The 14697-nt window shown below is 42.8% G+C and carries 9 protein-coding genes, 2 tRNA genes and 3 rRNA genes; 3 read left to right on the forward strand and 11 right to left on the reverse strand.

The genetic code is table 11. The features are described from left to right. Positions 1-169 precede the first annotated feature (169 nt). The 11 genes from NDN11_RS17935 to NDN11_RS17985 form a co-directional block, all read right to left on the reverse strand. Complete coding sequence (locus tag NDN11_RS17935) at positions 170-895, reverse strand: AAA family ATPase (protein ID WP_251110389.1); 726 nt, start codon at positions 893-895, stop codon at positions 170-172. A gap of 107 nt (positions 896-1002) precedes the next feature. Continuing rightward, on the reverse strand, positions 1003-1338 hold the full coding sequence (locus NDN11_RS17940; RefSeq protein WP_251110390.1) for a hypothetical protein: 336 nt from the start codon (positions 1336-1338) through the stop codon (positions 1003-1005). Between the two features lie 138 nt (positions 1339-1476). Continuing rightward, positions 1477-1591: ribosomal RNA gene (rrf, locus tag NDN11_RS17945) — 5S ribosomal RNA — on the reverse strand. A gap of 159 nt (positions 1592-1750) precedes the next feature. Further along, a 23S ribosomal RNA gene (locus NDN11_RS17950) occupies positions 1751-4641 on the reverse strand. A 364-nt stretch (positions 4642-5005) separates the two neighbouring features. Then, positions 5006-5081 (reverse strand) — tRNA-Ala (locus tag NDN11_RS17955). Between the two features lie 55 nt (positions 5082-5136). Continuing rightward, positions 5137-5213: transfer RNA gene (locus tag NDN11_RS17960), tRNA-Ile, on the reverse strand. A gap of 59 nt (positions 5214-5272) precedes the next feature. After that, positions 5273-6810, reverse strand: a 16S ribosomal RNA gene (locus NDN11_RS17965). The 16S, 23S and 5S rRNA genes sit together here with 2 tRNA genes alongside, the layout of an rRNA operon. Positions 6811-7231: 421 nt before the next feature. Continuing rightward, entirely contained in the window at positions 7232-7789 is a 558-nt protein-coding gene (locus NDN11_RS17970) for a peptidylprolyl isomerase (protein WP_216076290.1), read from the reverse strand. A 133-nt stretch (positions 7790-7922) separates the two neighbouring features. Then, entirely contained in the window at positions 7923-8993 is a 1071-nt protein-coding gene (locus tag NDN11_RS17975) for an alpha/beta hydrolase (RefSeq protein ID WP_251110391.1), read from the reverse strand. 360 nt (positions 8994-9353) lie between these two features. Then, positions 9354-9590 (reverse strand): hypothetical protein, encoded by a 237-nt coding sequence (locus NDN11_RS17980; RefSeq protein ID WP_167251515.1) that lies wholly within the window; start codon positions 9588-9590, stop codon positions 9354-9356. 381 nt (positions 9591-9971) lie between these two features. Then, positions 9972-10826 carry an MBL fold metallo-hydrolase gene (locus NDN11_RS17985; RefSeq protein ID WP_251110392.1) on the reverse strand — a complete coding sequence of 285 codons (855 nt, stop codon included), beginning with the start codon at positions 10824-10826 and terminating at the stop codon, positions 9972-9974. A 107-nt stretch (positions 10827-10933) separates the two neighbouring features. On the opposite strand from NDN11_RS17985, the gene NDN11_RS17990 reads away from it, so the two are divergent. The 3 genes from NDN11_RS17990 (at position 10934) to dnaK (ending at position 14664) form a co-directional block, all read left to right on the forward strand. Further along, positions 10934-11827, forward strand: a complete 894-nt coding sequence (locus NDN11_RS17990) for a LysR family transcriptional regulator (protein WP_167251519.1) — start codon at positions 10934-10936, stop codon at positions 11825-11827. Between the two features lie 159 nt (positions 11828-11986). Next, positions 11987-12532: a nucleotide exchange factor GrpE gene (gene grpE, locus NDN11_RS17995; RefSeq protein WP_251110393.1), complete on the forward strand. Its 546-nt coding sequence runs from the start codon at positions 11987-11989 to the stop codon at positions 12530-12532. A 188-nt stretch (positions 12533-12720) separates the two neighbouring features. Next, positions 12721-14664, forward strand: a complete 1944-nt coding sequence (gene dnaK / locus NDN11_RS18000; protein ID WP_167251523.1) for a molecular chaperone DnaK — start codon at positions 12721-12723, stop codon at positions 14662-14664. Positions 14665-14697 lie beyond the last annotated feature (33 nt).

Genomic DNA, 14697 nt, shown 5'->3' on the forward strand with positions numbered 1-14697 from the left:
CGATTTACGTCTGTTCCATTTCTGGCTTGATCGCTAATATATGAAGCATAGAGAGACAGGAAGTCTCATTGAGAATAAGAACAGACACAGGATGTGGTCGTTAATAGGATATCAACGACATAAACTGAATATGAAGAAGCCCCGTCAGGATGATGGGGCTTCTTTTTGTCTATTCTTTCTCTAACAACTGCTCGATTCGCTTTTGATAATTATTTAAAAAATCCTTTGTTACCCGAAAATGCTCTGTTTCTTCATAAGATATTTCTTTAATCCCTGAATCGGAAAACTGATAAATTTTGGCATTTGGATAAGCCAATAAAATAGGAGAATGGGTGGCAATAATAAATTGAGATTGCTCCTGACATAAACGATCCACAACCGACAAAGTTGTCATCAACATTGTTGGAGACAAAGCTGCTTCTGGTTCATCTAAAAGATATAAACCTTTACCTTTTAATTTCATTGTTAATAATTTTAAGAAAGCCTCTCCATGCGAGCGTAAGTGTATATCTCCCCCATACTCCACCAAATAGTCCACTTGCTTCATATAGGTTGCAACGTTATAGAAGCTCTCTGCACGCAAAAAGTAATAATCTTGAGGCTTCTTATAACTTTTTATCGTTCGAATCGCCTGATGCAAATCAGAAGCCGTTGTTGCAGTATTTAATTGTACATTCCGCGTTCCGCCTTCTTCTGAAAAACCCAAAGCAAGTGCTAAAGCTTCAAGAATGGTCGACTTTCCTGAACCATTTTCTCCAACAAAGAAGGTTACCTCTGGATGGAACTCAATACTTTCTAGATCATTAACCGCAGGAACGACATAAGGATAACTTGCCCAATCCAAGGACTCAGGTGCTTTAAACTTCACAGCTCGAATATAGGGTCTTTCTTGCATAAAATATTGGCAAAACGATTTGTTATAGCATGCTAGATTTTGTCTTTGAAAAATACCTTAATTCATTGATAAACGTCTTAGGCTGTCGTATTTTAAATCTATCAGAACTATCCTAAATTTTGCTGCTTTAGGCATTCGATCATTTCATCCAATACTTTCTGCCCCATCGTTGTTCGCACAAGTTCATTTAAATCACCTGCTAAAAAGCCAGACCAAGTCGTACTCGTTGAACCAGAAGAATGCGCATAACGTCCACAAGCAGACCACACCTTTTGGTCTGATGTAATAGAAGCTAAATACAGCTCCCCTTCAGGATCATCCAATATCCATTCGCGAATAACTCTAGGTGCTTGATATTGTTGCTTAGGTTTTTCCAACCACTTCCATACTAAAAAACCTAAATAGACAATTCCAATAGCTGATAAAAGTGTATGGAAAATCATGTCAGTCCTAATATCATTTCTTATTTACATTTAATCAGGATAAAAATAGCACGACTCTTTCAATATTGACTCGTATTTTAATTCCACGCAATAAAAAACACCCCAACCTCTCTCGAGATTGGGGTGTTTAGATTTAAAAGCTGGCGATGACTTACTCTCACATGGCAAGTGCCACACTACCATCAGCGCTAAGAGGTTTCACTTCTGAGTTCGGGAAGGGATCAGGTGGTTCACTCTTGCTATTGTCGCCAGCAAACTGTTTTGGTTTTGGGTGGTCTTACGTTTTTTGCCACTTAGTACCGAAAGAGTTATTAACGGATTAGTTAATTGAGTCGGTATTGTAACTAGATTTCACACTAAATCAAGTTATGTATTGAATTTATCTTGAATACAACAACTGTTTGGGTGTTGTATAGTCAAGCCTCACGAGCAATTAGTATTGGTCAGCTTCACACGTCACCGTGCTTCCACACCCAACCTATCAACGTCCTAGTCTCGAACGGCTCTTTAGAGGAATAAATTCCTAGGGAAATCTTATCTTGAGGTAGGCTTCCCGCTTAGATGCTTTCAGCGGTTATCCCTTCCGAACATAGCTACCCGGCGATGCGACTGGCGTCACAACCGGTACACCAGAGGTTCGTCCACTCTGGTCCTCTCGTACTAGGAGCAGATCCTCTCAAATTTCCAGCGCCCACGGTAGATAGGGACCGAACTGTCTCACGACGTTCTAAACCCAGCTCGCGTACCTCTTTAAATGGCGAACAGCCATACCCTTGGGACCTGCTTCAGCCCCAGGATGAGATGAGCCGACATCGAGGTGCCAAACACCGCCGTCGATATGAACTCTTGGGCGGTATCAGCCTGTTATCCCCAGAGTACCTTTTATCCGTTGAGCGATGGCCCTTCCATACAGAACCACCGGATCACTAAGACCTACTTTCGTACCTGCTCGACTTGTGGGTCTCGCAGTTAAGCGCGCTTTTGCCTTTATACTCTACGCGTGATTTCCGACCACGCTGAGCGCACCTTCGTACTCCTCCGTTACTCTTTAGGAGGAGACCGCCCCAGTCAAACTACCCACCAGACATGGTCCTCGCCCCGGATTACGGGGCAGAGTTAGAACCTCAACATTACCAGGGTGGTATTTCAAGGACGGCTCCATTGGAACTAGCGTTCCAACTTCAAAGCCTCCCACCTATCCTACACAAGTAAGGTCAAAGTTCAATGTCAAGCTGCAGTAAAGGTTCACGGGGTCTTTCCGTCTAGCCGCGGGTACACTGCATCTTCACAGCGATTTCGATTTCACTGAGCCTCTGCTGGAGACAGCGCCGCCATCATTATGCCATTCGTGCAGGTCGGAACTTACCCGACAAGGAATTTCGCTACCTTAGGACCGTTATAGTTACGGCCGCCGTTTACTGGGGCTTCGATCAAGAGCTTCGCTTACGCTAACCCCATCAATTAACCTTCCAGCACCGGGCAGGCATCACACCCTATACGTCCACTTTCGTGTTTGCAGAGTGCTATGTTTTTAATAAACAGTTGCAGCGGCCTGGTTTCTGTGGCTGCCAATAGCTCAGGGAGCAAGTCCCATCACCGTCAGCAGCGTACCTTCTCCCGAAGTTACGGTACCATTTTGCCTAGTTCCTTCAGCAGAGTTCTCTCAAGCGCTTTGGTCTACTCGACCTGACCACCTGTGTCGGTTTCGGGTACGATTCCTGTGTAACTGAAGCTTAGAGACTTTTCCTGGAAGCATGGTATCAGCCACTTCACTGTACAAGTACAGCTTGCTATCAGTTCTCAGCATAGAGTACCCCGGATTTGCCTAAGATACATGCCTACAACCTTCCACCTGGACAACCAACGCCAGGCTGACTTAACCTTCTCCGTCCTCTCATCGCATTACACAGAAGTATTGGAATATTAACCAATTTCCCATCGACTACGCCTCTCGGCCTCGCCTTAGGGGTCGACTCACCCAGCCCCGATTAACGTTGGACTGGAACCCTTGGTCTTTCAGCGAACGGGTTTTTCACCCGTTTTGTCGTTACTCACGTCAGCATTCGCACTTCTGATACCTCCAGCATACTTCTCAATACACCTTCATCGGCTTACAGAACGCTCCCCTACCACTTGACTAATGTCAAATCCGCAGCTTCGGCACATAGTTTTAGCCCCGTTACATCTTCCGCGCAGGCCGACTCGACTAGTGAGCTATTACGCTTTCTTTAAAGGGTGGCTGCTTCTAAGCCAACCTCCTAGCTGTCTATGCCTTCCCACATCGTTTCCCACTTAACTATGATTTTGGGGCCTTAGCTGGCGGTCTGGATTGTTTTCCTCTTGACTACGGACGTTAGCACCCGCAGTCTGTCTCCCGGATAGTACTCATTGGTATTCGGAGTTTGCATCGGTTTGGTAAGTCGGGATGACCCCCTAGCCGAAACAGTGCTCTACCCCCAATGGTATTCGTCCGAGGCGCTACCTAAATAGCTTTCGGGGAGAACCAGCTATCACCAGGCTTGATTAGCCTTTCACCCCTATCCACAAGTCATCCCCTGGCTTTTCAACGACAGTGGGTTCGGTCCTCCAGTTAGTGTTACCCAACCTTCAACCTGCTCATGGATAGATCGCCTGGTTTCGGGTCTATACCCAGCAACTAAACGCCCTATTAAGACTCGATTTCTCTACGGCTCCCCTATGCGGTTAACCTTGCTACTGAATATAAGTCGCTGACCCATTATACAAAAGGTACGCAGTCACCGAACAAGTCGGCTCCCACTGCTTGTATGCATGCGGTTTCAGGATCTATTTCACTCCCCTCACAGGGGTTCTTTTCGCCTTTCCCTCACGGTACTGGTTCACTATCGGTCAGTCAGGAGTATTTAGCCTTGGAGGATGGTCCCCCCATATTCAGACAAGGTTTCACGTGCCTCGCCCTACTCGTCATCATTGTGTGTGCCCTTTCGTGTACGGGAATATCACCCTCTACGTTCGCACTTCCCAGAGCGTTCCACTAGAACACACACAACTTAATGGGCTGCTCCCCGTTCGCTCGCCGCTACTAAGGGAATCTCAATTGATTTCTTTTCCTAAGGGTACTGAGATGTTTCACTTCCCCTCGTTCGCTTCATAAGCCTATGTATTCAGCTTATGATACCCGCCTTATAGCGGGTGGGTTCCCCCATTCAGAAATCTCCGGATCAAAGGATATTTGCCGCCTCCCCGGAGCTTTTCGCAGGCTATCACGTCTTTCATCGCCTCTGACTGCCAAGGCATCCACCACATGCACTTAATTACTTGACTATACAACCCCAAACAGTCGTTAACACATACAAGTGAGTGTTATCGTTGCAAACTTAATTGCTACTGGTTTGTTGTCTGTGAACTTAATCACCATACAGCTTCAATCTAAATTCATATACCAAAACGCTTGATTCAGTGTTTTTGCTAGTTCTCAATTTCATTCTTTCGAATGAATTGAGTGAACAATTTATTTCAGACTCAATTTTCTAATCTGTTAATGATTAACTACCACCTCGTCGGTGAGTAGTAAACTGTGATAAATCACAGAAGTTAATAAACTAAGATCTTTCGATCTTCTTATTTATTAATTTCTATAAGCTATCTTGGAATTTAACTTTCGTTTTCTACATTACTTCGTAATGTATGGTGGAGACTAGGAGAGTCGAACTCCTGACCTCCTGCGTGCAAAGCAGGCGCTCTACCAACTAAGCTAAGTCCCCAGCTTATCATTTAATGAACGACATATCTTTCAATCTAAGCTACTGCAATCAGATTTGGTGGGTCTGACAAGACTTGAACTTGTGACCCCACGCTTATCAAGCGTGTGCTCTAACCAACTGAGCTACAGACCCTCAGATACATCTTCGAAGAACAACTTGTTGTGGATTCTTACCGATCGTCAATCTTTCGTTAAGGAGGTGATCCAGCCGCAGGTTCCCCTACGGCTACCTTGTTACGACTTCACCCCAGTCATCGGCCACACCGTGGTAAGCGTCCTCCTTGCGGTTAGACTACCTACTTCTGGTGCAACAAACTCCCATGGTGTGACGGGCGGTGTGTACAAGGCCCGGGAACGTATTCACCGCGGCATTCTGATCCGCGATTACTAGCGATTCCGACTTCATGGAGTCGAGTTGCAGACTCCAATCCGGACTACGATCGGCTTTTTGAGATTAGCATCCTATCGCTAGGTAGCAACCCTTTGTACCGACCATTGTAGCACGTGTGTAGCCCTGGTCGTAAGGGCCATGATGACTTGACGTCGTCCCCGCCTTCCTCCAGTTTGTCACTGGCAGTATCCTTAAAGTTCCCGGCTTAACCCGCTGGCAAATAAGGAAAAGGGTTGCGCTCGTTGCGGGACTTAACCCAACATCTCACGACACGAGCTGACGACAGCCATGCAGCACCTGTATGTAAGTTCCCGAAGGCACCAATCCATCTCTGGAAAGTTCTTACTATGTCAAGACCAGGTAAGGTTCTTCGCGTTGCATCGAATTAAACCACATGCTCCACCGCTTGTGCGGGCCCCCGTCAATTCATTTGAGTTTTAGTCTTGCGACCGTACTCCCCAGGCGGTCTACTTATCGCGTTAGCTGCGCCACTAAAGCCTCAAAGGCCCCAACGGCTAGTAGACATCGTTTACGGCATGGACTACCAGGGTATCTAATCCTGTTTGCTCCCCATGCTTTCGTACCTCAGCGTCAGTATTAGGCCAGATGGCTGCCTTCGCCATCGGTATTCCTCCAGATCTCTACGCATTTCACCGCTACACCTGGAATTCTACCATCCTCTCCCATACTCTAGCTTCCCAGTATCGAATGCAATTCCCAAGTTAAGCTCGGGGATTTCACATCCGACTTAAAAAGCCGCCTACGCACGCTTTACGCCCAGTAAATCCGATTAACGCTCGCACCCTCTGTATTACCGCGGCTGCTGGCACAGAGTTAGCCGGTGCTTATTCTGCGAGTAACGTCCACTCATCCTAGGTATTAACTAGAAGAGCCTCCTCCTCGCTTAAAGTGCTTTACAACCAAAAGGCCTTCTTCACACACGCGGCATGGCTGGATCAGGCTTCCGCCCATTGTCCAATATTCCCCACTGCTGCCTCCCGTAGGAGTCTGGGCCGTGTCTCAGTCCCAGTGTGGCGGATCATCCTCTCAGACCCGCTACAGATCGTCGCCTTGGTAGGCCTTTACCCCACCAACTAGCTAATCCGACTTAGGCTCATCATTTAGCGCAAGGTCCGAAGATCCCCTGCTTTCTCCCGTAGGACGTATGCGGTATTAGCATTCCTTTCGGAATGTTGTCCCCCACTAAATGGCAGATTCCTAAGCATTACTCACCCGTCCGCCGCTAGGTTAGGTAGCAAGCTACCCTTCCCCGCTCGACTTGCATGTGTTAAGCCTGCCGCCAGCGTTCAATCTGAGCCATGATCAAACTCTTCAGTTTAAAATCATTAGTAGCTTATGGCTACAAATCTTGGCTCATCAATTTTCTGACTAAAAATTCGCTCAAATAAACTTCGAGAAATTTCTACCATTCAATCAATGAAATATTTTCGATCGATCAATCAGTAAAAATCCACACAAGTTGTTCTTCTATTCTCTTAATGATCATTTCACCACCTCGTCAGTGGCAAATCAACGCAATAAATTTTAACAACTTAACCAGTAAAGCTAAGTTATTTTTGCTTCATCGCGTCGGGATGTGTGCATTATAGGAGATTTTTTTTGGTACGCAAGTCTTTTTAAACCCTTGTTTTATTGAATGTTCTTTTTTTACACACCAACCTGTTTAACAAAGCAGCGTAATTGTCGTAAGCATATAAAATTAAAGCAGAAATATTTTAAACATATTTCTGCTTTGTTTTTTACTTACTGTTCTTTATCTGTACACTGATAATTTTAATCGGCTGTTTCGGTACATTTTGATGCATTCCGTAGTTTGCCGTTGGTACATTTACGATCTTATCGACAATATCCATACCTTTAGTCACTTTACCAAATACAGCGTAACCCGCATCCATTGGTGACTTATTTAAAAAGTTATTGTCAGCAACATTAATAAAGAATTGACTACTTGCAGAGTTTGGGTTTTGCGTACGTGCCATCGCCAAAGTACCGCGAGTATTTTTCAAGCCGTTGCTTGCTTCATTTACAATTGGAGCTTTAGTTGTCTTCTCAATCATATTTGCATCTAGACCACCACCCTGCACCATAAAACCTGGAATAACACGATGGAAAATTGTGCCTGTATAAAAGTTGCTTTTTACATAGCTTTCAAAGTTCTTTGCAGATACAGGTGCTTTATCATCAAAAAGTTCAATTTCAATGTTCCCCATACTGGTTTTCATATCAACCATGGTATTTGCAAATAAATGGCTGCTTGCCAGAATTAAACCTGTTGTCATGAACAACTTTTTCATCATTGCTTTTCTCGGCTTGAACATAGATTTGTTGTGAATGCTCATCTTAGTTTTGCTCATTCTTTTTTGCTATTTCTATTTGTTATCGTTAAAACAAAAAACCGATGTTTCACGTGAAACATCGGCTCAGACATAATTAACTATGTTTATCCCAGAACTTTCTAAAGTTTTTGGCAACTTCAATGGTATTGCGTTTTGCCTTACTTGAGACGGGTGTGAGGTTGATAAAGCCATGTGTCTGATCTGGGTAATCAACATATTGGACTTTGACACCATTTTGTCTAAGTTTATGACTATAGATCGCCCCCTCATCATGCAGTAAGTCATGTCCAGCAGTAATCACATAAGCAGGTGCCAACTTTCTGAGACTTCCATAGGTTGGTGAGATTAAAGGGTCATCTAATGCGACATCATGCCGTGTCGCATAATAGTCAGTCACATAATCCACATCTTTACTGGTCAACACCAAGCCCTCACCATAAGCATAAAACGATGGATGGCGGCTTTTGAAATCAACGACTGGATAAATCAATAGCTGTGCTTGTGGTGCATAGGCTTTGCCTACAGAATGCTGTGCAACCACGGTACTAATATTACCACCAGCACTATCCCCTGCAACAGCGATACGATTTTTATAGATTTTTAACTGACGGCGATTTTGATAAACCCATGCCAATGCATCTTCACATGATTTGATCAACAGTTGTGGTGATGCTTCTGGTGCTAGTGGATAATCAATACTGAGTACTTGTACTTTTGCGTACTTGGCAATTATACGACAAGCTTCGTCATGGGTATCCAAACCGCCCACCACAAAACCACCACCATGATAAAACACGATGATCGGCAATTTCTTATTGGGCGCAGGATGATAATGTCTAGCAAAGACTGTCCCGCTTTGCAAAGGAAGACGAATATCTTCAACCGATTCAATCGATGTCGGCTTATTAATAATTGCCAACATTTGTGCATCAAACTGACGACGAGACTCTATCGGATCATCACCAATAAAACCAATGCGACCTTGTTTAATTTGAACTGCCATCAGGCATTTGGTAAATGAGTCTAAATCTGGATATTGGTATGGATAAGCCAAAAGCTTAGCGAGAGACTCTTGTACAATTTTGGGGAGCTTATCAAGTGCTCGTGCAGCAGGACCTTGTCCTTTATCTAAAATTGTTTGAATTCTTTGAGGTAATGCTGTCACTTCTGTCCCCTTCTTCGCTCTGTCCATAATTCTTGTTGTCTTCGACTATATGCTTTTCTAAAGTCTTAGATCAAGTTCAAGATTTGAAAAATATGTCGTACGCTAAAGGGCTATTATCAAAAAGTCATTAACCATAGTGCTTATTCATATCCACTTTTTATGTCAATTAAATGATGTTTTAACATTTTTTGTTAAATCAATAAAACTAGAACCAATGAATTCGTTCTAGTTTTATAGCACTTCAAAAGTGTCAGTTTTATGAATTAAGTCAACTTCGCGCAATGTATAGCAGTACATTCGTAAGATTGCATGCGGCATCTAATGTTCAATCTTATACGAAGCCAACTTAAACCTAAAAAATTATTGCGCAGTCGTACCAGCTGAACCGGATGCCGAACCAGAAACATCAGCAGAAACGCCACCAGGTTGAACATCAACTGATGAACCTGCTTGTACACCAACACCACCTTGTACGCCTGTTGGGCTTGCACTGGTTTGAGCAGAGCCTGAAGCATCCAAACCACCTTGAGTCGAGCAACCTACAGCTGTTAATGCAACACCAGATACAACCATAGAGATCAATGCTAACTTTTTCATTGTGTATTTCCTTTCATTTATGACAAAAAGCAAAGTTGTCTTTGCGTTGCCTATAATTCACAATTTTTTTCTTGGACGTGATGCGGATTAGTTGCAGTTTGTTATGTAAGCTGCATTGTTTTGAAACTTTTCTTAAACCAACCATGTTGATGTTTCACATATTTTTTAAATCAAACAAAATGGCTAAGCTGTTCTGGTCTAAGTAATTTCATTTTTATTTTGCCTGTAAAAAAGCGTTTATCTTATTTTTTGATAATTCATAGAAACACTGCATAAGCTTCTCAAAAGATTACAATTGGGTAATTTTAATTAAAAATAAATGTAGCACCCATAAAAAAACCGTGACTGCTCATCACGGTTCTTCATCTTATCTACCCGGCATTAAGGCCATTTCATCTCGCCTTTAACCACTTTAGCACCTAACTCTAAGCTGCTTGATTCACCTAAAGCAGGATACTGTTTTTGCATCATTTGGATTAATTCAGCTGAGTTCTTGGTTACTTTGACTGCTTTCTCATATTGCTTTAAATAGTCAATTGAGAAATTCACCGCATCCAATCCTTCCGCTGCACCCGCTTTCATATGCGCGGGTACCACAACTTGCGGATTGAGTGCTTTGATACTCTCTAAGGTCTGTACCACTTCTGCACGATCTTTGGCTGTTGGGGTATCAGCAGTCCAAAGATGAATACCCGATGACACTGGAATACCACCAACAACAGCTTTGGCACTCGGAATCCATAAATAAGTGAGTTCTTTGTTACCTTTGATTTCGATATTTTCATTTTCTAATTTTAAGGTTTTAGCCGTATACGCTTGGGGAACAATAATCTTGCTCGGTGCATTGGCACCCATTTTTGGTCCCCAATACTGTACTTTCAGCGCTTGTGTATCCTGAATATGCTTCACTGTTTCAGGGGTCGCAATCACCTGCACATTCGGAAAGTATTGCTTAAACACATCTAAACCAAAATAGAAGTCTGGATCGCCATAGCTGACAAAAATCGTTTTTAAGGTTTTACCACTATCTAGAATGTCAGCAGCGATACGCAATGCTTCTGATTTAGAAAATTGGGCATTCACCAATAAGACTTCTTTGTCACCTTCAATTAAGGTTGAGGTCACACCGAAGTGCTCAGGCTGAGCCAAAAAGTTTTGAATTTTTAAGTCTTGTGCAAAAGCCGCAGATGTTGCCGCTAAAGTGGATAAAGCAATGATATAAGGTTTGGTGTTCATCTTATCGTCTCCAATCTGATAAGGAACACTTTAAATTGCAATTATTGCTGAATAAACACTCTAAATTAAGATAAAATGTTGCATATCTTGCAACAATGATAATAAACATGGATACCTTAAAAGCCATTCAAGTCTTCGTATGTATTGCCCATCAGGGCAATCTCAGCAAAGCAGCCGAACATTTAGATTACTCTAAAGCCATGGTGTCTCGCTATTTAGAACACCTTGAACAAACCTTTTCAACTCGTTTGTTTCAACGCAATACCCGTAAAGTTTCACTGACCCCAGCAGGTGAAAAAGCACTGGTCTATTGTGAAAATATTTTACAGCAGCAACACTTGCTCGAAGGATTGGCCGCCCCTGAACAACATAGTGGGACGATTCGCTTTACCTGTGGCTTGTTTCTGTTTCAATTGGGGGTCAATGAATGTATTAAACAGTTTAAGAAACGCTATCCGCAGATTCATTTTGATGTGTATTTAACTGAAAATACCGTCGACTTAATGGATGCGCATGTTGATCTTGCTCTACGCATTACCCAGAAAGTCGCGGATGGGCTGATTGCTCGTCCAGTCTGTCAGATTGAATCTATCTTTTGCGCGCATCCCCACTATTTACAGGATCACACTCCCCTGTTGCATCCTAGTCAACTCATTCAACATGAATGTATTGCTCATCATACCCATAATCAATACTGGACATTGTTTGATACAGATCAGCAACCCCAGAACTATCCTTTAAATGTTACGTTTAAAAGCAATGACGTGATCGCGCTTTATCAAATGTGTCTCAAGGCACAAGGCATTGCCATGTTGCCAACTTTATTGGTACGCAAAGATATTGCTCATCAACGTTTACAACAGGTATTTTCTGATTTTTCCGCACCAGACCTGACCTTGTCTTTAGTCTATGCATCAAGACAGCATTTGCCGAAAATAACTCAAGAATTTATTGCTTTTGTGATCGAAAACTTAAGTTTTTACCTAAATCAACAAAATTAAAAGATTTAAATCGACCTGAACGCTTGAATTTTGTCGCCTTGCCCATACTTCATCCCTATCTATGAATGACCAAGATGTGGCAGTTCGGGTTTAACCCTATGAGCATTCACGCTAAAAGGACTGTACATGTTTAAGAACTTTTTTCAACGGAGATCATCAATGGCTAATGAGCACAATGAGCAAGCTCAAGACATTCAAAATGAGCAACAGGCTGAACAAACTCAAGCTGAAGGTGTAGAGCAAGCAAACGAGCTTAGCGTTGAAGATTTACAAGCGCAAATCACTAAACTCGAAGAAAGCTTGAAACTAGAAAAAGCACGTACAGCCAATGCTGTTTATGAAGCACAAAAAAGCGTTGAACGTATTCAACGTGAATCTGAAAAGCATAAAGAGACTGTGCTGGAAAAATTTGCGAAAGAATTATTGGATTCTGTCGACAACCTAGAACGTGCGATTCAAGCTGCTGGTGAAGAGCAAACCCCTGTGCTTGAAGGGATTAAGCTCACTTTGAAATCACTATTAACGACGCTGGAAAAATTTGGTGTGGTCGAAGCTGATACACAAAATGGCTTCAATGCGGATTTACACCAAGCTGTTGGCATCGATCCAACGGCTCAAGCCAATCAAATTGGTGCTGTTTTACAGAAAGGCTATACCTTAAATGGTCGTCTACTCCGACCAGCAATGGTAATGGTGGGTCAATAATTCAGGCGAGCAACGTATTTATTTGCTCAAAATTGCAAAAATTTGAGAGTTTTTTGATTTTTTTTCATAAAAATGCTTGAAAAAAACCGATTAACTCTCATATCGAATAACAAGAAAATCCTCTTTCAACGTCCCTGTAACAAGGGGGGTAATCTGAGGATTCACAAAATTTTAGAGGAACACAAACAATGGCAAAAATTATTGGTATTGACTTAGGTACTACCAACTCATGTGTTGCTGTACTTGAAGGCGATAAAGTAAAAGTAATTGAAAATGCAGAAGGCGCACGCACAACTCCATCAATCATTGCATACAAAGATGGCGAGATCTTAGTTGGTCAAAGTGCAAAGCGTCAGGCTGTAACTAACCCAAAAAACACATTATTCGCAATCAAGCGTTTAATTGGTCGTCGTTATGAAGATCAAGCGGTACAAAAAGACATCGGTCTTGTACCTTACAAAATCATCAAAGCTGACAATGGCGATGCTTGGGTTGAAGTAAACGATAAAAAATTAGCACCTCAACAAATCTCTGCTGAAATCTTGAAAAAGATGAAAAAAACAGCAGAAGACTATTTAGGTGAAACCGTTACTGAAGCAGTGATTACTGTTCCTGCTTACTTTAACGATGCACAACGTCAAGCAACTAAAGATGCAGGTAAAATTGCAGGTCTTGATGTTAAACGTATCATCAACGAACCAACTGCTGCGGCACTTGCGTTCGGTATGGACAAAAAAGAAGGCGATCGTAAAATCGCGGTTTATGACTTAGGTGGTGGTACATTCGACGTATCAATCATTGAAATCGCTGACCTTGATGGCGACCAACAAATCGAAGTGTTATCAACAAACGGTGATACTTTCCTTGGTGGTGAAGACTTTGATAACGCGTTAATTGAATTCTTGGTTGAAGAATTCAAGAAAGAACAAAGTGTGAACTTGAAAAATGATCCACTTGCGTTACAACGTTTGAAAGAAGCTGCTGAAAAAGCAAAAATCGAGCTTTCTTCGTCAAATGCAACTGAAATCAACCTTCCATACATCACGGCTGATGCGACTGGTCCTAAACACTTAGTGATCAACGTAACACGTGCAAAACTTGAAGGTTTAGTGGCTGACTTAGTTGCTCGTACAATTGAGCCTTGCCGTATTGCACTTAAAGATGCTGGTCTTTCGACTTCTGACATCTCTGACGTGATCTTGGTGGGCGGTCAGTCTCGTATGCCACTTGTACAACAAAAAGTACAAGAATTCTTTGGCAAAGAGCCACGTAAAGACGTGAACCCTGATGAAGCAGTTGCGATTGGTGCAGCGATTCAAGGTGCGGTATTGTCTGGTGACAAAACTGACGTACTTTTATTAGATGTAACACCGTTAACACTTGGTATCGAAACCATGGGTGGCGTATTAACAGCGATCATTGAGAAAAACACCACGATTCCTGCGAAGAAATCTCAAGTGTTCTCGACTGCTGCTGATAACCAGCCTGCTGTAGACATTTCAGTGTTCCAAGGTGAACGTAAAATGGCTCAACAAAACAAATTGTTGGGTAACTTCCAATTAGGCGATATCCCACCTGCTCCACGTGGTGTACCGCAAATTGAAGTATCGTTCGACATCAATGCTGACGGTATCTTAAAAGTATCTGCGAAAGATAAGAGCACTGGTAAAGAGCAATCGATCCAGATCAAAGCAAACTCAGGTTTGTCTGATGCTGAAATCGAAGCAATGATCAAAGATGCTGAAGCGAATGCAGAAGAAGACCGTAAGTTTGAAGAGTTAGCAAAAGCACGCAACGAAGCGGATGCTTTAGTTTCTAGCTCAAACAAAGCAGTAAAAGATCTTGGTGATAAAGTTACTGAAGATGAAAAAACTGCGATCGCGACTGCGGTTTCTGAGCTTGAAGCAGCTACCAAAGAAAATGATGTTGAAGACATCAAAGCGAAAACTGAAGCTTTACAAAACATCTTGATGCCAATTACTCAACGTGCTTATGAACAAGCGCAAGGTGCTGGCGGTGCAGAAGGTTTTGATCCAAATGCATTCCAAGGTGGTGATGCTGGTCAACAACAGAAAGCGGACGATGGCGTTGTAGATGCTGAGTTCACAGAAGTAAAAGATGACAAAAAATAATTTGTCTCTTTAAAAAAGACCGCGCGCAAGCGC

The organism is Acinetobacter sp. C26M, from assembly GCF_023702675.1.
Taxonomy (GTDB): Bacteria; Pseudomonadota; Gammaproteobacteria; order Pseudomonadales; family Moraxellaceae; genus Acinetobacter.